General features: G+C 57.9%; 25 protein-coding genes. 24 read left to right on the forward strand and 1 reads right to left on the reverse strand.

Annotation, left to right across the window (positions count from 1 at the left end; all coding sequences use genetic code 11):
• Positions 1–201: 201 nt before the first annotated feature.
• The 7 genes from OXU50_01755 to trxA all read left to right on the forward strand — a co-directional run bounded on the left by OXU50_01755 (position 202) and on the right by trxA (position 9,614).
• On the forward strand, positions 202–1,179 hold the full coding sequence (locus tag OXU50_01755) for a DUF4007 family protein (protein MDD9868607.1): 978 nt from the start codon (positions 202–204) through the stop codon (positions 1,177–1,179).
• Positions 1,176–4,676 (forward strand): hypothetical protein, encoded by a 3,501-nt coding sequence (locus OXU50_01760; GenBank protein MDD9868608.1) that lies wholly within the window; start codon positions 1,176–1,178, stop codon positions 4,674–4,676. Before OXU50_01755 ends, OXU50_01760 begins: the two co-directional genes overlap by 4 nt.
• Positions 4,673–5,455, forward strand: coding sequence for a phosphoadenosine phosphosulfate reductase family protein (locus OXU50_01765; protein MDD9868609.1), 783 nt, complete (start codon positions 4,673–4,675; stop codon positions 5,453–5,455). Before OXU50_01760 ends, OXU50_01765 begins: the two co-directional genes overlap by 4 nt.
• Positions 5,456–5,476: 21 nt before the next feature.
• Positions 5,477–6,085 carry a hypothetical protein gene (locus OXU50_01770; protein ID MDD9868610.1) on the forward strand — a complete coding sequence of 203 codons (609 nt, stop codon included), beginning with the start codon at positions 5,477–5,479 and terminating at the stop codon, positions 6,083–6,085.
• 24 nt (positions 6,086–6,109) lie between these two features.
• On the forward strand, positions 6,110–8,032 hold the full coding sequence (locus OXU50_01775; GenBank protein MDD9868611.1) for a hypothetical protein: 1,923 nt from the start codon (positions 6,110–6,112) through the stop codon (positions 8,030–8,032).
• 327 nt (positions 8,033–8,359) lie between these two features.
• The gene (locus tag OXU50_01780) at positions 8,360–9,208 is read left to right on the forward strand and encodes a site-specific DNA-methyltransferase (GenBank protein ID MDD9868612.1); all 849 of its coding nucleotides are present in this window, start codon (positions 8,360–8,362) and stop codon (positions 9,206–9,208) included.
• Between the two features lie 43 nt (positions 9,209–9,251).
• Positions 9,252–9,614: a thioredoxin gene (trxA, locus tag OXU50_01785; GenBank protein MDD9868613.1), complete on the forward strand. Its 363-nt coding sequence runs from the start codon at positions 9,252–9,254 to the stop codon at positions 9,612–9,614.
• Between the two features lie 149 nt (positions 9,615–9,763).
• On the opposite strand, the gene hemL is transcribed toward trxA, so the two are convergent.
• A complete protein-coding gene (gene hemL / locus OXU50_01790; protein MDD9868614.1) occupies positions 9,764–11,044 on the reverse strand; it encodes a glutamate-1-semialdehyde 2,1-aminomutase in 1,281 nt (426 codons plus the stop codon).
• A gap of 124 nt (positions 11,045–11,168) precedes the next feature.
• Between hemL and OXU50_01795 the strand changes: the two genes are divergently transcribed.
• The 17 genes from OXU50_01795 to OXU50_01875 all read left to right on the forward strand — a co-directional run bounded on the left by OXU50_01795 (position 11,169) and on the right by OXU50_01875 (position 23,646).
• Positions 11,169–12,533 carry a Na(+)-translocating NADH-quinone reductase subunit A gene (locus OXU50_01795; GenBank protein ID MDD9868615.1) on the forward strand — a complete coding sequence of 455 codons (1,365 nt, stop codon included), beginning with the start codon at positions 11,169–11,171 and terminating at the stop codon, positions 12,531–12,533.
• Positions 12,533–13,741 (forward strand): NADH:ubiquinone reductase (Na(+)-transporting) subunit B, encoded by a 1,209-nt coding sequence (locus OXU50_01800; protein MDD9868616.1) that lies wholly within the window; start codon positions 12,533–12,535, stop codon positions 13,739–13,741. Before OXU50_01795 ends, OXU50_01800 begins: the two co-directional genes overlap by 1 nt.
• Positions 13,731–14,525, forward strand: a complete 795-nt coding sequence (locus OXU50_01805; protein ID MDD9868617.1) for a Na(+)-translocating NADH-quinone reductase subunit C — start codon at positions 13,731–13,733, stop codon at positions 14,523–14,525. Before OXU50_01800 ends, OXU50_01805 begins: the two co-directional genes overlap by 11 nt.
• A gap of 25 nt (positions 14,526–14,550) precedes the next feature.
• Complete coding sequence (locus OXU50_01810; protein MDD9868618.1) at positions 14,551–15,204, forward strand: NADH:ubiquinone reductase (Na(+)-transporting) subunit D; 654 nt, start codon at positions 14,551–14,553, stop codon at positions 15,202–15,204.
• A gap of 18 nt (positions 15,205–15,222) precedes the next feature.
• Positions 15,223–15,831, forward strand: coding sequence for an NADH:ubiquinone reductase (Na(+)-transporting) subunit E (gene nqrE, locus OXU50_01815; protein ID MDD9868619.1), 609 nt, complete (start codon positions 15,223–15,225; stop codon positions 15,829–15,831).
• 186 nt (positions 15,832–16,017) lie between these two features.
• A complete protein-coding gene (locus OXU50_01820; protein MDD9868620.1) occupies positions 16,018–16,341 on the forward strand; it encodes a hypothetical protein in 324 nt (107 codons plus the stop codon).
• 84 nt (positions 16,342–16,425) lie between these two features.
• A complete protein-coding gene (locus OXU50_01825) occupies positions 16,426–16,749 on the forward strand; it encodes a hypothetical protein (GenBank protein ID MDD9868621.1) in 324 nt (107 codons plus the stop codon).
• A gap of 78 nt (positions 16,750–16,827) precedes the next feature.
• Positions 16,828–16,950: a hypothetical protein gene (locus OXU50_01830; protein MDD9868622.1), complete on the forward strand. Its 123-nt coding sequence runs from the start codon at positions 16,828–16,830 to the stop codon at positions 16,948–16,950.
• Between the two features lie 238 nt (positions 16,951–17,188).
• Entirely contained in the window at positions 17,189–17,677 is a 489-nt protein-coding gene (locus tag OXU50_01835) for a hypothetical protein (protein MDD9868623.1), read from the forward strand.
• Positions 17,678–17,860: 183 nt separating this feature from the next.
• Complete coding sequence (locus tag OXU50_01840; GenBank protein MDD9868624.1) at positions 17,861–18,361, forward strand: hypothetical protein; 501 nt, start codon at positions 17,861–17,863, stop codon at positions 18,359–18,361.
• A 182-nt stretch (positions 18,362–18,543) separates the two neighbouring features.
• A complete protein-coding gene (locus OXU50_01845) occupies positions 18,544–19,041 on the forward strand; it encodes a hypothetical protein (GenBank protein MDD9868625.1) in 498 nt (165 codons plus the stop codon).
• Positions 19,042–19,116: 75 nt separating this feature from the next.
• Entirely contained in the window at positions 19,117–20,331 is a 1,215-nt protein-coding gene (gene nqrF, locus OXU50_01850; GenBank protein MDD9868626.1) for an NADH:ubiquinone reductase (Na(+)-transporting) subunit F, read from the forward strand.
• Positions 20,328–21,380, forward strand: coding sequence for an FAD:protein FMN transferase (locus OXU50_01855; protein MDD9868627.1), 1,053 nt, complete (start codon positions 20,328–20,330; stop codon positions 21,378–21,380). Before nqrF ends, OXU50_01855 begins: the two co-directional genes overlap by 4 nt.
• An 81-nt stretch (positions 21,381–21,461) precedes the next feature.
• Complete coding sequence (locus tag OXU50_01860; protein MDD9868628.1) at positions 21,462–21,623, forward strand: DUF539 domain-containing protein; 162 nt, start codon at positions 21,462–21,464, stop codon at positions 21,621–21,623.
• Between the two features lie 71 nt (positions 21,624–21,694).
• On the forward strand, positions 21,695–22,528 hold the full coding sequence (locus OXU50_01865; GenBank protein MDD9868629.1) for a sulfurtransferase: 834 nt from the start codon (positions 21,695–21,697) through the stop codon (positions 22,526–22,528).
• Positions 22,529–22,531: 3 nt separating this feature from the next.
• Complete coding sequence (locus OXU50_01870) at positions 22,532–23,083, forward strand: rhodanese-like domain-containing protein (protein MDD9868630.1); 552 nt, start codon at positions 22,532–22,534, stop codon at positions 23,081–23,083.
• Positions 23,080–23,646, forward strand: a complete 567-nt coding sequence (locus OXU50_01875) for an NUDIX hydrolase (GenBank protein ID MDD9868631.1) — start codon at positions 23,080–23,082, stop codon at positions 23,644–23,646. Before OXU50_01870 ends, OXU50_01875 begins: the two co-directional genes overlap by 4 nt.
• The last annotated feature ends 101 nt before the right edge of the window (positions 23,647–23,747 follow it).

Consider the following 23,747-nt stretch of genomic DNA (forward strand, 5'->3'; position numbering starts at 1 on the left):
GGGGACTTTGGGGGGGTGCATGGGTTGCTGGAGGAGCGGCTGGGGGAAGGGGGCGCGGGGGCGGATGCGGGATGAGGGAGTGTGTAGTATAGTAGTCCCCCGGAGCCATGAGATTCCCTCTCAAATGCTGTTCGTCGGACAAACAATACCGTTCGTCGGGATTGTCTGTCCAACACCTTCCAATTCCTTTATGTTCTCGGTATGGAACGAGAGCATTCAGTGCTTCCTGTGAATTTGGACCTCGCACTCAAAGTATTCGATAAGCAAAAAGTCTCCTTCGGAAGACACGAGACTTTTGCTTTGCGATTCAGTTGGCTGTCCAAGGGCTTTCACGCCTTTGCGCGCGACCCGTCCGTTTTTTCATCGGATGACGCAACAGTCGCCCTTGGAGTGGGCAAGAACATGGTGCATTCCATCTACTACTGGATGGAAGCGGCGCAGTTGATTGGGAAAGCGACGAGGGGGATGGCTCCCACCCCTGTCGGCAAGCGTGTTTTTGATGAAAAAACGGGCTTTGACCCCTATCTGGAGGATGAAGCAACTATCTGGCTGGTGCACTGGCTTATTGCCTCCAATGCCCGCAATGCAACGAGTTTCTACTGGTTTTTCAATCATTATCACAATTACGAATTTGACGGCGAGAGACTGACCAGAGCGTTGCAGGATTTTGCGGAGGAGAAGATTACGGCGAGAACCGCCGAATCGTCTATCAAGAAAGATATTTCAGTTCTTTTGCGGATGTATGCCCCCGCCAAAAAAAGCAAAGGCCGCCACGCGGATGAAGACGCGCTGGATTCTCCGCTTGCGTTGCTGGAGTTGATTGACAACGTTGAAATGAACGCGGCCTATCTTTCGCAGCCTCAGAACCGCGAGAATTTGCCTGTGCATATTCTCGGGTTTGCGTTGGCGCAGTTGTTTCAACACACATCCGCCAGGATGTTTCCGATAGAGGAACTGGTTTATCCCGGTGTGGCATTGCCCTCTTTGGCTTCGGTTTTTCGGCTGACAGAGGATGCGCTGCTCGGCAAATTGGAAAGATTGACCAGACAATTTCCCGGGGACTGGGACATCAGGGAAACCGCGGGTTTGCGGCAGATTTATCTTTTGCAGGAAAAAGCGGATTCAATGAGTTATCTGGAGGATTATTACTCCGGGACAAGAGGCAGGAAGGCGGCATGAACATGCAAGAAAAAGTATCGGTTAACACGCTGTACACCCGCTCTGTCAATCTGGAAAGGGACATTGTTTCCACAGAGGGCATACGGTCTTACATTGTTACCGACAACGCGCTTCAATTACTTCGGCATTTTCACGAAACGCACAAGAAGCCCGGTTCGCCCAAGGCATGGTGCCTGGTTAGTCCCTATGGCACGGGGAAATCGTCTTTTGCGGTGTTTTTGTCCTGCCTGCTTCGCGCTTTTCAAGGAAACGAACATCGGGAAGCCATTAAGAAACTCGCGCAATCCGACGGGAAACTTGCCGCCGCCCTCAAGAGGGCAGCGGGCAAATCCGGGCACTGCATGGTTTTGCTGACGGGAAGCCCGGAGCCGCTTGCAAACAGGCTGGCCCATAGCCTTGAACATGCCGCTAGAGAGTATTGGGAGGGCGCAAGAGGCAAAAGGCCCAATGTGCTGGAGGAATTGTCCGGCCTTGCCCGCAAGAAGAAAATCAAAATAAGCGAAGTGATGGATGCGGTGGTCAATTTGCAGCAGGCTGTTCACAATAAAGGCGGTGGCGGACTCACCATCATTATTGATGAACTCGGCAAGTTCCTTGAATACGAAGTGCGTCACCATGACGCGAATGATATTCATCTGTTGCAGACACTTGCCGAAAAAACGGTTAACAAGAGCGTCGGCACGCTTTCTATTTTGGTGATGCTGCACCAGTCCTTTGAGCAGTATGCAAAAGGGCGGGGCAGGGTGTTGCAGAATGAATGGGAAAAGGTCAGGGGGCGGTATGAAACGGCCTCGTTTGTCGAGCCGGTTCAACAGACGCTTCGCATTGTGCAAGCGGCACTGGACAATCAATTTACCGGCGGCGAGCGCGCCAGCATCAAGAGTCTTGCCCAAGCCATCAGAAAGGATTTGTCACAATCTCATTCGCTTCCTGACGGCCTGAACGCAAAAGAAGCCGACGCCGTGTTTCAGGGCTGCTATCCGTTGCACCCGGTTTCATTGCTCATTTTGTCGGTGCTGTGTCAGAAGGTCGCCCAAAATGAAAGAACCCTGTTCAGTTATCTGGGCAGCAGGGAAAAACACGGCTTTCAGGACAGCCTGAAGTCTTTGAACAAAGTGGGTGAATGGATTTACCCTTCGGACATCTACGACTATTTCATGTTGAACAGGGTGTATTCGTCGCATGACCACCTTATACAGCGGCGGTGGGTGGAAGTTACAACGGCCCTTGATCGCCTGGGTGATGCACAGGCGGACGACATCCGGGTTCTGAAAACCATCGGGCTGCTTAATGTGATTGGAAGCCAGGGCGAGTTCAGGGCGTCTAAAGAGGTTTTGCGCTTGTGTCTGCCAAAGAAAGGGGCGGTTGATCAGTCCATCAAAAGGCTGCGCGACAAGTCTGTTATCACTTACCGCAAGTACAGCGATGAGTTCCGTGTTTGGCAGGGGAGTGATTTTGACATAGAGGGTGAGGTCGGAAACGCAAAGGAAAAATTTGGCCGGTTCCCGCTGGCCGAGAAATTAAATTATCGCCATGCTATGCCGCCGATTGTTGCGAGAAAGCACACCATAGAAAAAGGCGCATTGCGCTATTATTTGCCGGTTTTTGTGGATGCCGTCTCTTATCGTCAGGCCGGGTCTGAGTGCGATGTTCCCCGAATTGTTTTCTACCTGTCTGCCGGAGTGAGAGAGGACAAGGAGCGTTTCAGGCAAAAAATAAAGCCTTATTATTCCGATGCGGACATCATTGTTGAATGCGCCCAAGGTGAGCAGTTGCGCGAGAAAGTGGCTGAATCATTGGCGTTGGAGAAGATACAGAAAGAGTCGCCGACATTGCACTCCGACCCGATTGCCTCCAGAGAGTTGAAAGACAGGTATGCGGTTGCGTTGATTGAAGAGCGCAACGCCATTGGCGACATATTGAGTCGGGCAAATGAAAGTTCGTGGTTTTGGAGGGGCGAAAAACTCGATATCAAAGACAAGTATTCTTTGCAGCAGGAATTGTCCGGGGCAATGGACACCATTTACCATGCTACGCCGATTATCAAGAATGAGATTATCAACCGGTCCAATCTTTCGGGGCAAGGGAACGCCGCCCGCAAACAGTTGCTGCTGGCACTGTTCAGCGGTCAGGATAGGGAAGATTTGGGCTTGGAGAAATTTCCGCCGGAGAAGGCGATTTACAGGGCAATGCTCAAGGCGTCCGGACTGCATAGACAGATAAAAGGGCAATGGCAGTTGTCTGAACCGGACAAAGCGGATTCATGTAATTTTCTCCCGGTGTGGCGACGGCTGGAGTCCTTTTTGGAGCAGTCAGAGAAACAGCCCATGTGCTTTCAGGAACTGGATGCGGAATTGTCAGCCCCGCCATATGGGTTGAAAGCAGGGGTTTTGCCTGCGCTTTATTTTGCATGCTACTTGGTTAACCAGCATGAGGTTGCTCTGTACGAGGACGGCAAGTACACGCCTTACTTGACTGAAGAACTTGTGGAGCGCTATGCCAGAAAGCCTGATTCATTTTCAGTGCAGCGTTTCCGGATAGAAGGCATACGCGCGTCTTTGTTCAAGCACTATGCAAGTTTGTTGAAAGGGACAAAGAAAACATACACACTGATTGATTTGACAAAACCCCTGGTTGGCTTTTTTGATGGCTTGCCCGAATACACATCGAAAACCGGCAAAGTTTCCAAAACCGCAAAAGAGGTCAGGAAGGCGTTTGCCTATGCAAAGTCTCCGAAAGATTTGCTTTATGAGGCGTTGCCGAAGGCTTGCGGATACGGCTCTTCCATCCGGGGCACAAAAGAAGGCAAGGATTTCATAGATACCTTGACACGCGCGTTGCGTGAGTTGAAATCCGCCTATCCTGTGATGCTTGAGGAACAGAAAAAAATCATCTGTGAGACGTTTGGGCTGCCACATGAGACCGACACCGCCAAATTGCGGGCGAAGCTTGTCGGACGGCTGGTTGCGTTGGACCGATACACGATTGATGTTCACGGGGCAAAGGGATTGCTTATCAGAATCAATAACGAGGATATTGACGAGGACGCATGGCTCAAGGGGATATTGACTTTTCTTGCAAAGGGAAAGCCGCCCCGCAAGTGGGATGACACTGACCGCAATTTGTTTGAGTACAAACTCCTTGAATACTCGGAGCATATCAAGGATTTGGAAAAAATAAGATTGTATGCAGACAGCCATTCGGACGGCGAGAAAAACTACAAGTTCATTCTGTTGAAAGCAATTTCTTCAGGTGAGGTTGCGAGAGAAGAGATTGTTGCGATTGACAATGAATCGTTGGAGATAGTGAACCAGATAAAAGACAAGGTCATGAGCGAACTGCGAGAGAGAGACGACAAAGATATACAACTTTCAGTTTTGGCGACCTTGACAAAAGAGTTTCTGGAGTCTTACAAGTCAGATGGCAAAAAAGAAAAGGGCGATGCCCAAAGTACTGCCAAAGACGTCCCGGACATGAACGATGAGGTAGCGTTGTGACGGAAACTCGCCATGTATTGGGGCTTTCCGGCGGCAAGGATAGCGCGGCACTTGCGATTTACTTGCACGACCATGGCAAAGCACCCGAAGTAGAATACTTTTTCTGTGACACCGGCGCCGAATTGCCGGAAGTTTATGACTTTCTGGATCGGCTGGAAGATTATCTCGCCAAAGAGATTGTTCGGCTTAACAGTGGCAGGGACTTTATTCACCACCTGAAAAAGCACGGGAACTTTTTGCCTTCACCCCGGCAAAGATGGTGCACGCGGGAGATGAAAATCAAGCCGTTTGAGGAATTCATCGGTGATGACCCGGCTGTCAGTTACATCGGCATCCGCGCTGATGAAAACAGGCTGGGATACATATCGCACAAGGAAAACATCAAGCCGGTTTATCCGTTCATAGAGGACGGCCTTGTGCGTAAAGACATATTCCAGATACTTGAAAACTCTGTCGGCATCCCGGAGTACTACAAATGGAGAAGTCGTTCCGGATGCTATTTCTGTTTTTTCCAGCGCAGGTCGGAATGGCTTGGCCTCGCCCAGCAACATCCGGACTTGTTTGAAAAAGCCAAACAGTTTGAGAAACTTGAGAACATCAACCACTCAAAATACACATGGGTTGAGGGGATGACATTGGACGAATTGCTGAAACGCGCACAAGAAGCAGGCAGCATGCCCGAAATCAATTCTTCAAAAGACAAGACCAAGTCTTGGCAGGAACTTCTGAAAGAAGCAGATGAAGATGATGATGAAGCCTGCCTGATTTGTAGTTTGTGAAAGTGAATTCATGATACGACAATGGCTTCAGTTTTTGATAAACTACATAAAAAGCTTCGTTTTTATACCCATAAAACGAAGAATCAAATTCCAGCCGAACAGGGAATCTATGCGTGGTATTTGCCTCTCTATATTCTTTTTGATAAAGACGGGGATTCCATGCAAGACCAGTTACAATTTGTCAACAAGACACATTGGTACGAGGCTGAAACGGAGAGTAATTCTTTCCAAGCACAGGCCAATTTGAACTGGAAAATTATGAATATAAATATAAGCGTGGACACTAAGGCGTTGGTGCCTCATAATAGACAACGTGAAGCACGATGGAGGGAAATTATCGCGGATAAAGATCAATCTCGTCTTTTCCGTGATGCTCTGTTGGAGCTAAGCGTATTTTCTCCCCCTCTTTATATAGGCCAAAGCCAAAACTTAAGAGGTAGATATGAGAACCATTTGGCAAGCAGCTCTTTTCACAATCGGGTTTGTGATTTCTTTGATGAGCTTGACGTTTCTTTGCGTGTAGAGGACCTGGTTTTTGCCTGTGTTCCAAACAAGCTTCCTGAAAAAGATCGCGATCTTTTGGAATTTTTGTTGCTTAGAATGTCTGTTCCGCCATTCAGCAAAAAATAAACTTAAACATGAGGTTAAATATCAATGACTCTTCCAGGGAAAATGCAAGAAACTTATGACCAGCGCCTTAGAGGCGTTTATGGTGAGTTTGGCGCCGGAGACGGTAAGCAAATCATATACCTTCAAGGAAATATAAGTCCGGAACGATTGAAAAAAGTAGTCCATCTTATCAACGAAATCCCGGGAAGTGAGAGATGGGGCGTCCGAGATCTTTTCCAAAGGGAGGTTGATGAAGAACGGGTTACTAATAGCCTTATACCCTATTTTATGGATGGGAATAAAGTTAAATTCTTTAATCCCATCACTCTGACATTGCTTCCGAGCTCAGATGAGGCCGGAGGCTTTCAAATTAAAAAAGAGTTATTAGATGTAGAGTTCTCTGAGGAGGATGAGGGGGATGCAGACGGTTTTAATCGTTTTGCAGAAGGAAAAGGATACTTCAGGTTTAAGTACCGTGATGAAGACTCTAAGCCTGATATTGGCAGATATGCAGAACTTGAATGGAATAGTGATAGCACCAGAATAGTTGCTGTTGATGGACAACACCGATTGTCCGCATTAAAGCGTATCTATGATGATTCTCGGAGAAGTGACACAATCAAAAACTGGTTAATTCCTGTTGTTATTCTGGCTGTTGTTCCTGATGAGGCCCAAATTAAGGGTAAGATGCTTGAGGTGGTGAGAAATATTTTTATTTATATCAATAAAGAAGCGAAGCCGCCTAATGAGGCACGACAAATTTTGTTGGATGATCAATGTGTCAATGAAATTTGCACACAGGAAATACTGGAGTATAGCCATGAGAATGTTGTTAAAGAAGGGGGACTCAATCCAGAGAAGGTTCCGCTTCTTTTTTATGATTGGCGTGGACAGGAAAGTGGTGAGGAAAAAGAGAGGTCATCATTTGTTGCGCTCCAATCTGTGGTGGAAGTCAGAGACTGGCTTGGCCACTACATACTGGGCGAAAATTTCTCATATGAACAAATCTCTATGCTTAACATAGAGCCTGATGACACTGATTTGTCTGCTGTTCTCGCAGAAAAGGCAGGTTCAGGCCGCAGGGGAAGACGAGGGTCTAGAAAGCGGAAGCAAGGAAGACAATATTCTTTGACAGAGGAGCAAACAAAGGCCATCCGGGAGAGAGTTCGCAAGTATGTTTTGCCTGGAGTTGTTACAGTGTTTGAGAAGTTTGAACCATACAAAACATACATTCAGAAATTACGCGAAATAGAACACAAATATTGCGATGATTCTGATATAGGGAAAAATGCTTTTGACTGGATTAGATTTGGGCCTACCTCTGCTTGGGGTGAAGATGTCCAGCTCAGGGATAAAATCATAGAAAAAATTGGAGAAATCCAGAAAGAGATAGAGGATGCGAAGGGTCTGCTGCCGCCCATGTTGCTCCACCTCATTGGGATGAGAGGCATTATGTTTGCCTACGGGAGCCTTTACGAGAAATATCAGGATAAAACAGGGGCTGTCCCCTTTGTTGACTATTCAAAATGGTTTGTTGATATCTTGAATAAAGCGTGGCATGAGAAAAACCTCTCTAAATTGTTTGCCTATGATCCTGACAAGGACAAGGTTGAAAGGAAACTTTCAGGAGTGCAGAGATGTTTGGAACATATTATTCTTGACCAGAATAGAAGCATTGTTAATTATCGCCTTGGACAGGCTGAAGCTGCTTTAGGGGCATTGGTTGCGCTGGTTGTACTTTCTCTTGATGAAAACAAGGTTGGTGATTGGGGTGAGTATCTTGACAATTTGGAGTCGACTCTTACAAAGAGTTATAGGAAAGTGGTTCGTGCTGAATGGAGAAACGAGGACAAATCGTTCACTAAAGATGAGTTAGAGGAAGAAGTACGGAAAAGGGCTGAGAGAAAATTGGGAGAGGTTAAGAAACACTTTTCTTTGCCTGAACCCCAAGAAGATGGCGAATACTAATGTGCCTTTGATTAGTTATGATAATCTCTGAGAATAGCATCATCGTCTGACAGGCAAACCGTATGAAGCATAAACTTGGTCACTGCAAGTCATGCGGGCATGGTGAGTTTTGCACCATCCCGAACTGGTATGATCTTTACCGTGCTGATGAGCATGGTAAGGCGTCTTTCGTCCGGTCTGAACCTGTGAATGGAGAATTTAATCTCTATTGCAGGGAATGCGGTGAAATATACGAAGAGCCTGCTAGTTAGGGTCGCTAGATTGTCCTTTCACACATCAAGTGTGATTCAACTCAAAAAGCGACAATTGAACCAAGCGAGTGCAAAAATGAAAGCCTGTTTTTCATCAAAAGCGGTAAGACTGTACAAGGGAAATGTCATTGAAACATTGGAGCAACTTCCCGATGAGTGCATTGACCTTATTTTTTCCGACCCGCCCTACAACCTGTCAAATGACGGTTTCACCTGTCATGCGGGGAAACGTGTGAGTGTGAACAAAGGCGGATGGGACAAGAGCAAAGGCATAGAGGATGATTTTGCGTTTCACGATGCGTGGATAAACGCCTGCCGGCGCGTCCTGAAACCGCATGGCTCGCTGTGGATTTCCGGAACATATCATTCTATTTATGCCTGCGGCTTTGCTCTGCAAAAGCAGGACTGGCATTTGATAAACAATATTTGCTGGTTTAAGCCGAATGCCGCTCCGAATCTTTCTTGCCGCATGTTCACGGCGAGCCATGAGACTTTGCTCTGGGTAAGCAAGGATGAAAAAGCGAGATATTATTTCGATTACGAATTAATCAAAAGCAAGGATTGGGCTGATGACTTCATCAAGAAGCCGGGCAAAGAGATGGAAAGTGTCTGGGTGATTGGAACGCCCAAAAACAGGGAGAAAAGGCACGGAAAGCATCCGACTCAAAAGCCGGAGGCCCTTCTGGAGAGGATTATTCTGGCGTGCAGCAAGGAAGGGGATATTGTGCTGGATCCGTTTTGCGGCAGTGCTACAACAGGCGTGGTTGCGCTGAGAAATGGCCGCGAATTTGTCGGAATTGACGATAGTCAGGAGTATCTTGATGAGTTGGCAATTCCGAGAATCAAGGACGTTTTGATGCAAAACCCGAGTGCGGGCCTGTTTCCCGCCGGCCAGCCCGTTTCCCGGAAAGCGGCATCGCCATAACCCCCCGGTACTGATACACTGCCCTTTCAGCCGGAAAACCGCCATGTCCACAATCGAAATCACCGCCAAGAACTTTCAGCAGGCGCTGGAAGCGGACGGCATTTTGTTGCTTGACTTCTGGGCGGACTGGTGCGGGCCGTGCAAGTCTTTTGCGCCGGTTTTTGAGATGGTTTCAAACAACCATCCGGACATTGTGTTCGGCAAGGTGGATACCGAGAAGGAACAGGACATCGCCGCCGCCTACCAGATTCGCTCGATTCCGACCTTGATGCTGTTTCGCGACCGCGTGCTGATGTTTTCCCAGCCGGGCGCCTTGTCCGCGGCGCAACTCGAAGACCTCGTCGCCAAGGCCAAAGCGCTGGACATGGACGAAGTGCGCGAGGAAATCAGAAAGCAGGCGGAATAGCGCCCGCCCCGCCGCCAACGCATTCGTACACCGGCGCTGTCAAGCCCGCCAGACGCGCACACGCCACAGCGCCGCATTCACACCGACGCCGTCAATCCGCCAACGCCGCATAGCCGCCGCCGCAAAACCCGGCAACGGCCTCGCCCGCCTCACCCCTCCTGAAACGCCGCGCTTGCGGCGGTCAGCGTTTCGGCGATGTCGTCCTCCGAATGCGCGGCGGACACGAAACCGGCCTCAAAGGCGGACGGCGCCAGATAAATCCCGCGTTCCAGCATTCGCGTGAAGAAGCGCGCGAAGCGGTCGGTGTCGCATTGTTTGACCTGCGCGAACGAAGTCACCGGCGCGTCGTGCGTGAAAAACAGGCCGAACATCGCGCCGAGGCTGTCGCAGTAAAACGGCGCGCCGGCGCGCGCCGCGCACTCGCGCAGTCCTTCCACCAGTTGCGTTGTTCTGGCGGCGATGGAGTCGAAGACGCCGGGTTGCAGCAGCAATTCCAGCGTTTTCAGGCCCGCCGCCATCGCAATCGGGTTGCCGGACAGCGTGCCGGCCTGGTAAACCGGGCCTTCCGGCGCCAGTTGCTCCATGATGTCGACGCGCCCGCCGAAGGCGCCGACCGGCAGGCCGCCGCCGATGACCTTGCCGAGCGTCGTCAGGTCCGGCGTAATCCGGTACAGCGCCTGCGCGCCGCCGGGCGCGACGCGAAAGCCGCTCATGACCTCGTCGAAGATCAGCAGCGCGCCGTGCGTGTGGCAGCATTCGCGCAGCGTTTTCAGGAAGTCGCGGTCGCCGGGAACGAAGTTCATGTTGCCCGCCACCGGCTCGACCATCACGCAGGCGATTTCGGCGCCCGCCCGCGCAAAGACCTCGCGCACCTGCGCCGCGTCGTTGTAGCGCAGCACCGTCGTCTGTTCGGCAAACGCCGCAGGCACGCCGGCGGAGTCCGGCACGCCCGATGTCAGCGCGCCCGACCCGGCGCCGACCAGCAGCGCGTCCGCATGGCCGTGGTAGCAGCCGTCGAATTTGACGACGCGGTCGCGGCCCGTGAAGCCGCGCGCCAGGCGCACGGCGCTCATCGTCGCCTCGGTGCCGGAATTGACCAGACGCAGTTTGCCGATGGACGGCATCGCCTCGCGGATTTTTTCCGCCAGCAGGGTTTCCGCTTCGGTCGGCGCGCCGAAACTCAGCCCTTTCGCCGCCGCTTCGCGCACCGCGTCCACCACTTCGGCGCGGGCGTGGCCGAGTATCATTGGCCCCCACGAGCCGACATAATCAATGTAGCCGCGCCCGTCGGCGTCGAACAGGCGCGCGCCGGCGGCGCTCTCGATGAACGGCGGATGGCCGCCGACCGCCCTGAAAGCCCGCACCGGCGAATTGACGCCGCCGGGTATCGAAAGACACGCCCGTCGGTGGAGTTGCCGTGAAATGCCCATGGTTTGCGTGGCCGCGGCAATGGTTCAATGACCGGGTCCGGTTGCCGCGCCCGGTGTATAATAGCAATCTTATGCGTCGGGGGTGGAATTGCGGGGCCGTGCGCCGCCCGTTGGATATGTTGTCATGCTGATACGCCTGAAGAAGGGCCTCAATATCCCGGTTCCGGGCGAGCCGGCGCAGCGCGTCGAGGATGCGCCGCCGGTGTCGCGGGTCGCGCTGATGGCCAACGAATACCACGGCCTTGTGCCGCGCATGAAGACCGAAGTCGGCGACAAGGTGATCCTCGGCCAGCCGCTGTTCGTCAACAAGGCGCACCCCGAGATTCACTACGCCTCGCCGGGCGCCGGCACCGTCGTCGAGATCAACCGCGGCGCGCGGCGCGTGCTGCAATCCATCGTCATTGAACTGGACGGCGTCGGCAGCCACAAGTTCGGGCCGTACGACGCGGCGCGCGCGATGGAACTGGAGCGCGAACGCATCGCCGAACGCCTGCTGAACGGCGGCCTGTGGCCGGCGTTCAGAACGCGCCCGTACAGCAAGACGCCGGCGCCGGACGGCGTGCCGCACTCGATTTTTGTCACCGCGATAGACACCTCGCCGCTCGCCGCCGACCCGCAGGCGGTGGTGGCCGCCGCCTCCGAACACTTTGACCTCGGCCTGCACCTGATTGCGAAACTCACCGACGGCCCGGTCTATGTCTGCGTCGCCGAGTCGTCGGCCATCACAACGGTGCGCGAAGACCCGCAGTTTCACCGCGTCGAGTTCGCCGGCCCGCACCCCGCCGGCCTCGCCGGCACCCACATCCACCACCTCGACCCGGTCCACGGCGACAAGGTGGTGTGGACGATTCATTACCAGGATGTCATTGCCATCGGCGAGTTCTTTCTGACCGGCATCTATCCGACCGGGCGCATCATCGCGTTCGGCGGGCCTGCCGCCGAGCGTCCGCGCCTGCTGCGCACGCGCCTCGGCGCGTCGGTCGCGGAACTGTGCCGCGGCATGATTCGCACCGGCGCGGGCGATGTGCGCCTCATCGTCGGCTCGCCGCTGTCCGGCTACAAGGCCGAAGGCTGGTCGGCCTTTCTGGGCCGCTTCGGGTTGCAGGTGACGGCGCTGTTCGAGCGCAGCGAAAACCCGTTTCTGGCGTGGATACGCCCGGGCCTGCGGCTGTTCTCGGCCAGCCGCGCGTTCCTGCCGGCGTGGATGAGAAGAAGAAAAAACCGGCGGTTCTCGTTCAGTTGCATGCAAAACGGCAGCCCGCGCGCGATTGTGCCCATCGGCCTGTATGAGCGGGTGCTGCCGTACGACCTGCTGGCGACGCAACTGCTGAAGGCGCTGGTGGTGATGGACACCGACGGCGCCCAGCAACTCGGCTGCCTGGAACTTGATGAGGAAGACCTGGCGCTGTGCTCATTCGTGTGCCCCGGCAAGCACGAATTCGGGCCGATGCTGCGCGCCAACCTCGACAAAATCGAGAAGGAAGGCTGATGGCGGGGCTGCGGCGGTTGATGAAGGCCAAGGCGCCGCTGTTCGAGGCGGGCGGGCGCTGGCAGCGCTTCTACCCCATCTACGAGATGGTGGATTCGTTCCTCTACTGGACGCCGAAGACCACCGCGTGCGCGCCGCACATCCGCGACGGGCTGGATATCAAGCGCGTCATGAGTTATGTCGTCGTCGCGACCGTGCCGTGCGTGCTGGTGTCGTGGTTCAACACCGGCTACCAGGCGAACGCCGCGCTGTCCGGCATGGGGCTGGCGGCACTGCCCGGCTGGCGCGGCGCGCTGACGGCGAGCCTCGGCGTCTCCCACGACCCGGCCAGCGTGTGGGCGTGCCTGTGGCTCGGCTTTGTGCATTTTCTGCCGCTCTACCTGGTCACGCTGATTGCCGGCGGCCTGTGGGAGGTGCTGTTTGCGACGGTGCGCGGGCACGATGTCAACGAGGGCTTTTTCGTCACCTCCATTCTCTACACGCTGTCGCTGCCGCCCGACATTCCGCTGTGGATGGTGGCGCTCGGCATTTCATTCGGCGTCGTCATCGGCAAGGAGGTGTTCGGCGGCACCGGCAAGAACTTTCTGAACCCGGCGCTGACCGGGCGCGCCTTCCTGTTCTTCGCCTACCCCGCGTTCATGAGCGGCGACGAGGTGTGGGTCGCGGTGGACGGTTACAGCGGCGCGACGCCGCTCGCCGCCGCCGCAGCCGCCGGCATGGAGGGCGTCGCGCGCGAGGGCTACACCTGGTGGCAGGCGTTCATCGGCGTCATTCCCGGCTCGCTCGGCGAGACTTCGGCGCTCGGCTGCCTGATCGGCGCGGTGTTTCTGGTGTACACGCGCATCGCGTCGTGGCGCATCATTCTCGGCGTGTTCTTCGGCATGGTGGCCACTTCGCTGCTGTTCAACTGGCTGGACGCCGGCCCGATGTACTCGATGCCGTGGCACTGGCACCTGGTGCTCGGCGGCTTCGCCTTCGGCATGGTGTTCATGGCGACCGACCCGGTGTCGGCGGCGGCCACCGACGCCGGGCGCTGGATATTCGGCTTTCTGATCGGTTTCATGACGGTGCTGATACGGGCCGTCAACCCGGCCTTCCCGGAAGGCGTGATGCTCGCCATCCTGTTCGCCAACATCTTCGCGCCGACGATAGACTACTTCGTCGTGCGCGCCAACGCCCGCAAACGGATGAAACGCTATGGCCAATGATTCGGTATCAAAGACGCTGATTGTCATCTTCACGCTGTGCGTGCTGTGTTCGGTCGTCGTCTCGACGGCGGCGGTGATGCTGCGGCCCCTGCAGGAGCAGAACCGGCTGGCCGAACTCAACGCCAGCATCCGGCAGGTCGCGGGCCTGCCGCGTTCCGACGACGGCGACGCCGAGGCCGGCGCCGTCGTCGAGGCGCGCATCGTCGAGTTGGCGAGCGGCGAATATGTCGGCGAGCCGGAGATTGCGGGCTTTGACATGGTGAATTCCGCGCGCGACCCGAAGTTGAGCACCGCGCTGGCGGCCGGCGACGACATCGCGCGCATCCAGCGCCTGCCGCGGTTTGCCAAGATATACCTGCTGAAACGCGGCGACCAACTGGACAAGATTGTGCTGCCGCTGTACGGCTACGGCCTGTGGTCCACCCTCTACGGCTTTATCGCGCTTGAGGCCGACGCCAACACCGTTTATGGGCTACAATTCTACCGGCACGGCGAGACCCCCGGTCTCGGCGGGCGCGTGGACGACCTGGCGTGGCGCGCGCTGTGGCGCGGCAAGCGCGTTTATGAAAGCGGCGTCGGCGCGCCGGTGCTTGATGTCGTCAAGGGCCGGGTCGGCGCCGCCGACAGCCGCGCCCGCTACAAGGTGGACGGCCTGTCGGGCGCGACCATCACCAGCCACGGCGTCGGCAACATGATTCGTTTCTGGTTCGGCGAGCGCGGCTACCGGAGATTTCTGGTCAAAAACTGGCCGCAACAGGCCGGCGCGGAGCCGGGCCGCGGCTGACAAGGGAGACAACAGGAAAAAAACAATGGCATGGCGTGAAAACAAAAAGGTGCTGATTGATCCGCTGGTGGACGACAACCCGATCACCCTGCAGATTCTCGGCATCTGCTCGGCGCTGGCCGTCACGACGACGCTGGCGGCGTCGCTGATTATGTGTCTTGCGCTGACCTCGGTGCTGGCGCTGTCCAATGTCTCCATCAGCATGATCCGCCACCATGTGCCGACCAATGTGCGCATCATCGTGCAAATGACCATCATCGCCTCGCTGGTCATCCTGGTGGACCAGATACTGAAGGCGTATGTGTATGAAATCAGCAAGACGCTGTCGGTCTTCGTCGGCCTGATCATCACCAACTGCATCGTGCTCGGGCGCGCCGAGGCCTACGCGATGAAAAATCCGCCGGCGCCGAGTTTCTTCGACGGCCTCGGCAACGGCCTCGGCTACAGTTTTGTGCTGGTGGTGGTCGGCACCGCGCGCGAGTTGTTCGGTTCGGGCACGCTGCTCGGCTACCCGGTGCTGCAACTGGTTTCCGAGGGCGGCTGGTACCAGCCCAACGGCCTGATGCTGCTGCCGCCGAGCGCGTTTTTCATCATCGGCCTGATGATCTGGGTGATTCGCTCGTGCAAGCCGCAGCAGGTCGAGCAGCCGGAGTTTCGCATTCAGGCGCAGGCCGCCTGACGCCCGCCGACGCACGCGATGGAAATTTACCTGCAACTGCTGGTTCAGTCGGTTTTTGTCGAGAACCTGGCGCTCGCCTTCTTTCTCGGCATGTGCACCTTCCTCGCCATCTCCAAGAAGATGGAGAACGCCATCGGCCTCGGCATCGCCGTCACCGTCGTCCAGGCGCTGACGGTGCCGATCAACAACCTGATTTACCAGTTTCTGCTGAAGAAGGGCGCGCTGGCGTGGGCCGGCCTGGGGGCGATGGATTTGTCCTTTCTCGGCTTCATCAGTTACATCGGCGTCATCGCCGCGGTCGTGCAGATACTCGAGATGCTGCTCGACCGGTTTTTCCCGGCGCTCTACAACGCGCTCGGCATTTTTCTGCCGCTGATTACCGTCAACTGCGCGATTCTCGGCGGTTCGCTGTTCATGGTCGAGCGCAACTACGACTTCGCCGAGAGCGTGGTGTACGGCTTCGGCAGCGGATTCGGCTGGGCCATCGCCATTCTGGCGCTTGCCGGCATCCGCGAGAAACTCAAATACAGCGATGTTCCCGCCGGGCTTCAGGGCCTGGGCATCACCTTCATCACGGTCGGTTTGATGTCGCTCGGCTTCATGGCGTTTTCCGGCATCCTGTTCTGAGCGCGCCGCCGCACGCCGCCTGAAACCCTTGCGCGGCGCGGTTTTCACCGCCCGCGGGTTTTTCTTTGCCCGGCCCGCGCACCCGTTCAGAAACCTTTGTCATGCTTGAAACGGGGCGCCGGCATTGGGTATAATGAGCGTCAACTTCGGGACATAACAGCAATACAACAACAGGGGGTGTTTAACATGGCAAAACAGGAAGACAACACGGTCACGCTGCCGATGACGCTGGAGACGGCGTCCGCGGATCTGGCCATTCGGTACCTGAAGGACGCGCAGTTTCGCGCCGACTTCGACAAAGATCCGAAGGCCGCGATTGCGAAGATTGCGGGCCGTGAAGTGCCGTCCGACATGAAGGTCGAGGTGCACCAGAACGACGAGAAATGCTGGCACATCGCGCTGCCGTCGAAGGAGCACATCGCCACACTGGGCGACAAGGACATGGAAGTGGTGTCCGGAGGCTTTAGCAGGCATCGGCAAGGCTACGGCCACGGCCTTTGCTGGGGCTGATTGCGTGTCGGGGGACAGGCCGCAAGGCGGGGCGCAAATGGGCGCCGACTTCGGAACATAACAACACACACAGGGGGTGTTAACATGGCAAAACAGGAAGACAACACGGTCACGCTGCCGATGACGCTGGAGACGGCGTCCGCGGATCTGGCCATTCGGTACCTGAAGGACGCGCAGTTTCGCGCCGACTTCGACAAAGATCCGAAGGCCGCGATTGCGAAGATTGCGGGCCGTGAAGTGCCGTCCGACATGAAGGTCGAGGTGCACCAGAACGACGAGAAATGCTGGCACATCGCGCTGCCGTCGAAGGAGCACATCGCCACACTGGGCGACAAGGACATGGAAGTGGTGTCCGGGGGCTTTCACGAGCATCCGCGCGGCTACGGCTACGGCATTTGCTGGGGCTGATTCGTGTCACAGGACCGGTCGAAAGGCGGTGCCGCGAAGGCCGATGCCGGCGCCAACGCCGCGATAAAGGACGCTGACATGGAAAAAGTGGCTGGAGGCCGGGGACGGCACATCCAGTTGCAATCATGGCACACCTGCGGCGATGTGTACGGCGAGGCGTGGTGCCGCGAACGCGGCATTGACCCGAACCAGCCTTTCTGAGCAAGTCCGACAGTTCGCAAGCCGGGCAACCCGGCTGCCGGACAAAGACAAACCCGCGGTGCGGCTCACGCCGTCCGCGGGTTTTTCTTTGCCTGCGCCGCGCCGCCGTCCGTTCAGAAACCTTTGTCAGTATTGACAGCGGCACGGCGCCTTGTATATTGAAACCCATCGGGGCAATACCGCCCGGACAATGCAAATTGAGACAACACAACAAAACACAGATTCAAGGAGTTCACTCATGGAACAACAAGAACAAGCCAACGCGGTTCAACTGCCGATGACGCCCGAGGCGACATCCGCGGTGCTGGCCGTTCGTTACGCCGTGGATGCGGAATTCCGCGCCGCGTTTGACAAAGACCCGAAAGCGGCGCTGGCCAAAATGAGCGGCCAGGAACTGCCGTCCGACCTGGAAATCGTGGTTCACCGCAATGAAGACAAGCGCTGGCATCTGACGCTTCCGGCGCAGGAAACCGCAGGTGCGCTGGACGACGAGGACATCGCGAATGTCGCCGGCGGCATGGGCGGTTTGACAGCGGCGCTGTCGCTGGTTGCGGCTACGCCCGCTATTTGCGCCGCCGCTTGCCAGGGCATACCCCCCGCCGCCGCTCTTGCCGCCACCGTGGTCGGTGGTGTTCCCGGCCCGATGGGTATTGCCGCTGCCGGCATGGCGGTCGCAACTGCCGCAGCGGCTGTTCAGGCCGGGACTGCCGGCGGCAACGACGGCTGAACCGGCTGTTCCAGCCGCAGACAAAACCCGCGGTGCGGCTTACGCCGCCCGCGGGTTTTTCTTTGCCTGCGCCGCGCCGCGCCGTCCGCTCAGAAACCTTTGTCAGTATTGACGGGGGCGCGGGTTTCCGCCAAAGTAGCCGCGGCTTACAATATCAATCCAACCATAAGGAGGAATCCAATCATGGAACAACAACAAGCCAATGCGGTAACGCTGGCAATGACGCCCGAGGCGGTGTCTGCGATGCTGTCCGCGATGTATGCAAAGGATGCGGATTTTCGCGCCGCGTTTGACAAAGACCCGAAAGCGGCGATTGCGAAGGTTACCGGCCAGAAAATGGCGCCCGCCGCCAAGGTGGTCGTGCACCGCAACGAAGACAAGTGCCTGCACATCACGCTGCCGTCGCAAGAGGCGATGTCGCTGATGTCGGACCAGGATATTTCCGGCGTGTCCGGCGGCACCAGGGCCGGTCCCGCCACCTTTTTCAATTGCATTGTCGGCCCCCTGCTGGTCGGGTCGGGCCTTTGCGATTGCTGTTCCGGCACCGGAGGCACCGCACTCTCGGATGAGGATGCCGCCACCGTTACCACTGCGATGACGACACTGACAGACGCCTATGCCGGGCTGTTCGGCGCCGTTGCCTCTATCGCCGCAAGCGGCGGCGGCAGCGGCGGCACCCCCTGACCGGGGCGCTTTCGCACCGACAAACCCGCGGCGCGGTTTCCGCCGCCCGCGGGTTTTTCTTTGCCTGCGCCGCGCCGCGCCGTCCGCTCAGAAACCTTTGTCAGTATTGACCGGGGCGCGGGTTTTTGCATAAAGTAAGGGTGGCTTAAATATCAACCCAACTACCAAGGAGGAACCCATCAATGGAACAAAAACAAGCCAATGCGGTAACGCTGCAGATGACGCCCGAGGCGATTTCTGCGATGCTGGCCGCGATGTATATAGGGGATGCGGATTTTCGCGCCGCATTTGACAAGGACCCGAAAGCGGCGATTGCGAAGATCAGCGGCCAGGAAATGGCGGCGGACGCCGAGGTGGTCGTGCACCGCAACGAAGAAAAGTGCTGGCACATCACGCTGCCGTCGCAAGAGGCGATGTCGCTGATGTCGGACCGGGAGATTTCCGGCGTGTCCGGCGGCACCGGCAGCAGCAGTGACCCTCTGGGCATTCTCTCCACCTTCTCCCGTTTGCTGGGGGGCGTTGTCTTCGACAATGTGCAGAGCGAAAGGAGCACCCTCACGGCAGAGCAGGCTGACGCCACTGTCAATGCCCTGAACACGCTGACGGATGCCTATGCCGGGCTGTTCGGCGCCGTTGCCTCTATCGCCGCAAGCGGCGGCGGCAGCGGCGGCACCCCCTGACCGGGGCGCTTTCGCACCGACAAACCCGCGGCGCGGTTTCCGCCGCCCGCGGGTTTTTTGTGTACACTTGCCCCCATGCTTGAAATCACGCTGGGAGTCGGGTTTTTCACCGGCATCGTGCTGGTGCTGGTTTTCGTCATCCTTGTCGCCAAGGCGCGGCTGGTGGTGTCGGGCTGCGCCCGGGTTGTCGTTAACAGCGAGACCGAGTTTGAGGTTCCGGTCGGCCTGAAACTGCTGACCGCGCTGGCCGACAACCAGTTGTTCATCTCGTCGGCCTGCGGCGGCGGCGGCACCTGCGCGCAGTGCCGCGTGCGCGTGCTGTCGGGCGGCGGCGCCATTCTGCCGACCGAGACCACCCACATCACAAAGCGCGAGGCGCGCAACGGCGACCGGCTGTCGTGCCAACTGACGGTCAAGCGCGACATGGAAATCGAGGTGCCGCCGGAAGTGTTCGGCTGCCGCCAGTGGCAATGCACGGTGCGCTCCAACGACAATGTCGCGACCTTCATCAAGAACCTGGTGCTGGAACTGCCGCAGGGGGACGAGGTGGATTTCCGCGCCGGTGGCTATGTGCAGATTGAGTGCCCGCCGCACAAGGTCCGCTTCGCCGATTTTGATGTCGGCGAGGACTACCGCGATGTCTGGGACCAGTTTGATATCTGGCGCTACCGGTCGGCGGCCGCCGAGCCGGTGACGCGGGCCTACTCAATGGCCAACTACCCCGATGAAAAAGGCGTCATCATGCTGAATGTCCGCATCGCGACGCCGCCGGACCCGGCCCTGCCGCCGGGCGTGATGACTTCATACCTGTTCAACCTGAAGCCGGGCGACGCGGTGACCATCTCCGGGCCTTTCGGCGACTTTTTCGCGCGCGACACCGACAACGAGATGATCTTCATCGGCGGCGGCGCCGGCATGGCGCCGATGCGTTCGCACATCTTCGACCAGTTGCGGCGCATTCGCAGCAAGCGCCGCATCAGTTTCTGGTACGGCGCGCGCAGTTACCGCGAGTTGTTCTTTGTCGAGGATTTTGACGACTTGCAGCGCGAGCACGACAATTTTCAGTGGACCATCGCATTGTCCGACCCGCAGCCGGAAGATCACTGGGAAGGGCTGACCGGCTTTATCCACCAGGTGCTCTACGAGCGCTACCTGAAGTCGCACCCGGCGCCGGAGGATTGCGAATACTACATCTGCGGGCCGCCGATGATGAACACCGCCGTGATTGGCATGCTTCACGAACTGGGCGTCGAGGAAGAGAACATCCTGTTCGACGATTTCGGCGGATGACGCCGGCGCCGCGCCGCGCCGCCGCGCCGGTCACCCTGGCGGGCCTCTTGCTGGCCGCTTTGCTGGCGCTTGCGGGCTGCGACGCCGCGCCGCCGCCCGCCGAGCACGCGCTGCATGGCGAGACCATGGGCACGACCTGGTCGGTGAAACTGTTTGACGCGGTTCCGGCGGCGGAATACGACGCCATGGCGGCGGAAATCGCCGTGTTGTTCGACGGCCTCAACGCCGCCATGTCCACCTACATCGAGGATTCCGAAATCAGCCGTTTCAACCGCTCGCGCGACACGGCGTGGCAGCCGGTGTCGCCGGCGCTCGCTGAAATCGTCGCGCAGGCGCTTGAAATCAGCGGCCACACGCGCGGCGCCTTTGATGTGACGGTCGCGCCCATCGTCGCCCTGTGGGGTTTCGGCGCGGCGCAAAAGGAGGGGACATTTCCGGACAGAATGCTGCTCGACGACCTGATGAAAACCGTCGGTTACCGGCATTTGTCGGCGCGCCTTGAGCCGCCGGCGCTGCGCAAGGATGTGCCCGCATTGCAGGTGGATTTGTCGGCCATCGCCAAGGGCTACGCGGTGGACCGGGTGGCCGCGCTGGTGGCGGCGCACGGCGTGAACAACTACCTGGCCGAGGTCGGCGGCGAGCTCAGGGCGTCCGGCGTCAGCCAGTTGCTGCGCCCGTGGCGCGTCGGCGTCGAGAAGCCGACGCCGGGCTGGCGCGAGACGATGCACATCGTCGAACTGAAGGGGCGCGGCATTGCGACATCGGGCGATTACCGCAATTTCATCGAACTCGACGGCAGGCGCTACTCGCACGGAATTGACCCGCGCACCGGCGAACCGGCGCCGTACCGCGGCGCGTCCATGACCGTCATCGCCGACACCGCGATGGAGGCCGACGCCTGGGCGACGGGGCTGTTTGTTCTCGGCAAGGACGAGGCGCTGGCCATCGCCGAGGCGCACGGGCTGGCGGTGTACTTCATCGAGCAGGCCGGCGACGGTTTCTCGCAGACTTTCAACGAGGCTTTTTCAGGCCATCTGGTGTTGCAGTAGCGGGCGGCATGGGCTGCGTGTCTTGTATGCCGGTATGCCTTGTATGCACTGTATGTCTTGCATGTCTTGTATAATCGGGGAATGATTTACATCGCCAGTTTTCTTGTCCTGCTGATTGTCGTCGCGGCGATGGCGGTGGGCGTGATTTTCAAAGGCCGGCCCATCCGCGGCAGTTGCGGCGGTCTCAATTGCCCGTCCTGCGGCGACCGCCCGCGCTGCGCGGCGCGCAAGGAAAGCGCATAGAGCACCGCCCCGGCGCCGCCGTTTGCGTGCCGCCGCGGTTTCGGGCCGGGCCGCGGTGATATAATCGCCGTATGCACAAGACACTGGTTTCAACGGAGACACTGGCGCGCCACCTCGACGATCCGAAGTGGGTCGTGTTTGACTGCCGCTTTGATGTGACCCGCCCCAAAGTGGGCCGCGAGGGTTACCTGAAGAAGCACATCCCGGGCGCGATTTACGCCGACCTCGACGCCGACTGGTCGTCGCCGCCAGGCCCCGGCGATGGCCGCCACCCGCTGCCCGACCCCGGCGCATTGTGCGAGCGTTTGTCGGCGTGGGGCGTCGGCCCGGATTCGCAGGTGGTTGTGTATGACGACGGCGTCGGCTCCGTCGCCGCGCGCATCTGGTGGACGCTGCGCTGGCTGGGGCACGATGCCGCGGCGCTGCTCGACGGCTGCTTCGGCAAGTGGCTTGAGGAGGGGCGCCCGGTGACCGACGAGATACCGCAACCGGCGCGGGCCGTTTTTCGCGGCGCCGCCAACGATGCGATGTGGATGACAACCGACGAGGTCGCGCGCCGGATGGACGACGACGATTCGGTCGTGATTGACGCGCGCCCGCCGGAGCGTTTCTCCGGCGAGCGTGAGACGGTGGATTCCGTCGGCGGCCACATCCCGAACTCGGTCAATCATCCGCTGATGCGCAATCTCGGCGACAACGGCTGCTTTCTGCCGCCGGAACAACTGCGGCGGCAATACCTGGCGCTGCAAAAACCGGTGACGATACATTCCTGCGGCTCGGGCGTGACCGCATGCCACAATCTGCTGGCGATGGAGGTTGCCGGCCTGCCCGGCTCGCGGCTCTATGTGGGGTCGTGGAGCGAATGGATCGCCTCGCCGCAAAGACCCACCGCCAGAGGAGAATAAAACATGAAAAAAATAAGCGTTGAAGAATTGAAGAAGATCATGGACGACAGCGGCGAAGTCCAGCTGGTTGATGTCCGGTCTTCGCAGGAATATCTTTCGGCCAGGATTACGCAGGCGCAGTTCACGCCGATTACGCATTTCGACCATTACGCGCCGCTGCTCGACAGGGAGCGCGAGGTGTACGCGATGTGCGGCGGCGGCGGGCGCGCCGGTGAATTCTGCCGCATGCTCGAGCGGCTCGGCGGGTATTCGCCGGTGGTCGTCGAGGGCGGCATGAGGGCGTGGATGGAGCGCGGCTACCCGGTTGAAATCGGCCCGAAGCAGATGTGGTCGCTGGAACGCCAGACCCGTTTCGGCGCCGGGCTGCTGGTGCTGCTGGGCGTGGTGCTGGGCGCCGTGGCACACCCCGGTTTTTTTCTGCTGTCGGGTTTCATCGGCCTCGGGTTGATGTTTGCGGCGGTGACCAACTTCTGCGGCTTTTCCATTCTGCTGTCGAAGATGCCGTGGAACAAGCAGTCCGAAGAGCGGCCCGAATCCGGGAGCGCTTCGGCGTGAAGTTCTGCAGCCACTGCGGATCTTCAGACCTCAACATAAAAATCCCCCCCGGAGACACGACGCCGCGCAGGGTTTGCGCGCATTGCGGCACGATTTTCTACGAGAATCCCAAGATTGTCGCCGGCTGCATTCTTGAGTGGGAGGACAAAATCCTGCTGTGCAAGCGCGCGATTGAGCCGCGCGCCGGTTTGTGGACGGTGCCGGCGGGGTTCATGGAGAACGGCGAGTCGGTTGTCGAGGCCGCCGCGCGCGAGGCGTGGGAGGAGGCGGGCGCCCGAAGCGGCGACCTGAGCCTGCACACGATGTACAACCTGAAGCATGCGGACCAGGTTTATATTCTCTACCGCGGAAGCCTTGATGAGGGGCGTTTCAAGCCCGGCCATGAAACGCTGGAAGCCGGTCTTTGCGGCGAGGCGGACATTCCGTGGGACACCATCGCCTTTACGGTGGTCAGGGAGGCGCTGGAATTGTATTTCGCCGACCGCAGCCGGCGGCGTTTCAGGCTGCACGAAGGCGACATCTACCGCGACGGCGGCGAGCAGCTGCGGATTGTGCGTTACTGAATCAGGCGGCGCGTCCGGCGCGGCGCGGCGCCGGCACGCCTGCGGGAATGCTGTTGCGGACTGTCTGTTATTGAATCAGGCGGCGCGCCGTTGCCGCGCCT

It is taken from the genome of Gammaproteobacteria bacterium, from assembly GCA_028817225.1.
In the GTDB taxonomy this organism is placed as follows: Bacteria; Pseudomonadota; Gammaproteobacteria; order Poriferisulfidales; family Oxydemutatoraceae; genus Oxydemutator.

Bases quoted from the DNA above. Each gene is read 5' to 3' on its own strand.
- OXU50_01845 (MDD9868625.1), top strand. From the start codon at position 18,544: ATGGAACAAAAACAAGCCAATGCGGTAACGCTGCAGATGACGCCCGAG.
- OXU50_01830 (MDD9868622.1), top strand. From the start codon at position 16,828: ATGGAAAAAGTGGCTGGAGGCCGGGGACGGCACATCCAGTTGCAATCA.
- OXU50_01780 (MDD9868612.1), top strand. From the start codon at position 8,360: ATGAAAGCCTGTTTTTCATCAAAAGCGGTAAGACTGTACAAGGGAAAT.
- OXU50_01820 (MDD9868620.1), top strand. From the start codon at position 16,018: ATGGCAAAACAGGAAGACAACACGGTCACGCTGCCGATGACGCTGGAG.
- OXU50_01800 (MDD9868616.1), top strand. From the start codon at position 12,533: ATGGCGGGGCTGCGGCGGTTGATGAAGGCCAAGGCGCCGCTGTTCGAG.
- OXU50_01855 (MDD9868627.1), top strand. From the start codon at position 20,328: ATGACGCCGGCGCCGCGCCGCGCCGCCGCGCCGGTCACCCTGGCGGGC.
- OXU50_01795 (MDD9868615.1), top strand. From the start codon at position 11,169: ATGCTGATACGCCTGAAGAAGGGCCTCAATATCCCGGTTCCGGGCGAG.
- OXU50_01840 (MDD9868624.1), top strand. From the start codon at position 17,861: ATGGAACAACAACAAGCCAATGCGGTAACGCTGGCAATGACGCCCGAG.
- OXU50_01755 (MDD9868607.1), top strand. From the start codon at position 202: ATGGAACGAGAGCATTCAGTGCTTCCTGTGAATTTGGACCTCGCACTC.
- nqrE (MDD9868619.1), top strand. From the start codon at position 15,223: ATGGAAATTTACCTGCAACTGCTGGTTCAGTCGGTTTTTGTCGAGAAC.
- trxA (MDD9868613.1), top strand. From the start codon at position 9,252: ATGTCCACAATCGAAATCACCGCCAAGAACTTTCAGCAGGCGCTGGAA.
- hemL (MDD9868614.1), bottom strand. From the start codon at position 11,044: ATGGGCATTTCACGGCAACTCCACCGACGGGCGTGTCTTTCGATACCC.
- OXU50_01805 (MDD9868617.1), top strand. From the start codon at position 13,731: ATGGCCAATGATTCGGTATCAAAGACGCTGATTGTCATCTTCACGCTG.
- OXU50_01810 (MDD9868618.1), top strand. From the start codon at position 14,551: ATGGCATGGCGTGAAAACAAAAAGGTGCTGATTGATCCGCTGGTGGAC.
- OXU50_01870 (MDD9868630.1), top strand. From the start codon at position 22,532: ATGAAAAAAATAAGCGTTGAAGAATTGAAGAAGATCATGGACGACAGC.
- OXU50_01760 (MDD9868608.1), top strand. From the start codon at position 1,176: ATGAACATGCAAGAAAAAGTATCGGTTAACACGCTGTACACCCGCTCT.
- OXU50_01770 (MDD9868610.1), top strand. From the start codon at position 5,477: ATGGCTTCAGTTTTTGATAAACTACATAAAAAGCTTCGTTTTTATACC.
- nqrF (MDD9868626.1), top strand. From the start codon at position 19,117: ATGCTTGAAATCACGCTGGGAGTCGGGTTTTTCACCGGCATCGTGCTG.
- OXU50_01835 (MDD9868623.1), top strand. From the start codon at position 17,189: ATGGAACAACAAGAACAAGCCAACGCGGTTCAACTGCCGATGACGCCC.
- OXU50_01860 (MDD9868628.1), top strand. From the start codon at position 21,462: ATGATTTACATCGCCAGTTTTCTTGTCCTGCTGATTGTCGTCGCGGCG.
- OXU50_01865 (MDD9868629.1), top strand. From the start codon at position 21,695: ATGCACAAGACACTGGTTTCAACGGAGACACTGGCGCGCCACCTCGAC.
- OXU50_01775 (MDD9868611.1), top strand. From the start codon at position 6,110: ATGACTCTTCCAGGGAAAATGCAAGAAACTTATGACCAGCGCCTTAGA.
- OXU50_01825 (MDD9868621.1), top strand. From the start codon at position 16,426: ATGGCAAAACAGGAAGACAACACGGTCACGCTGCCGATGACGCTGGAG.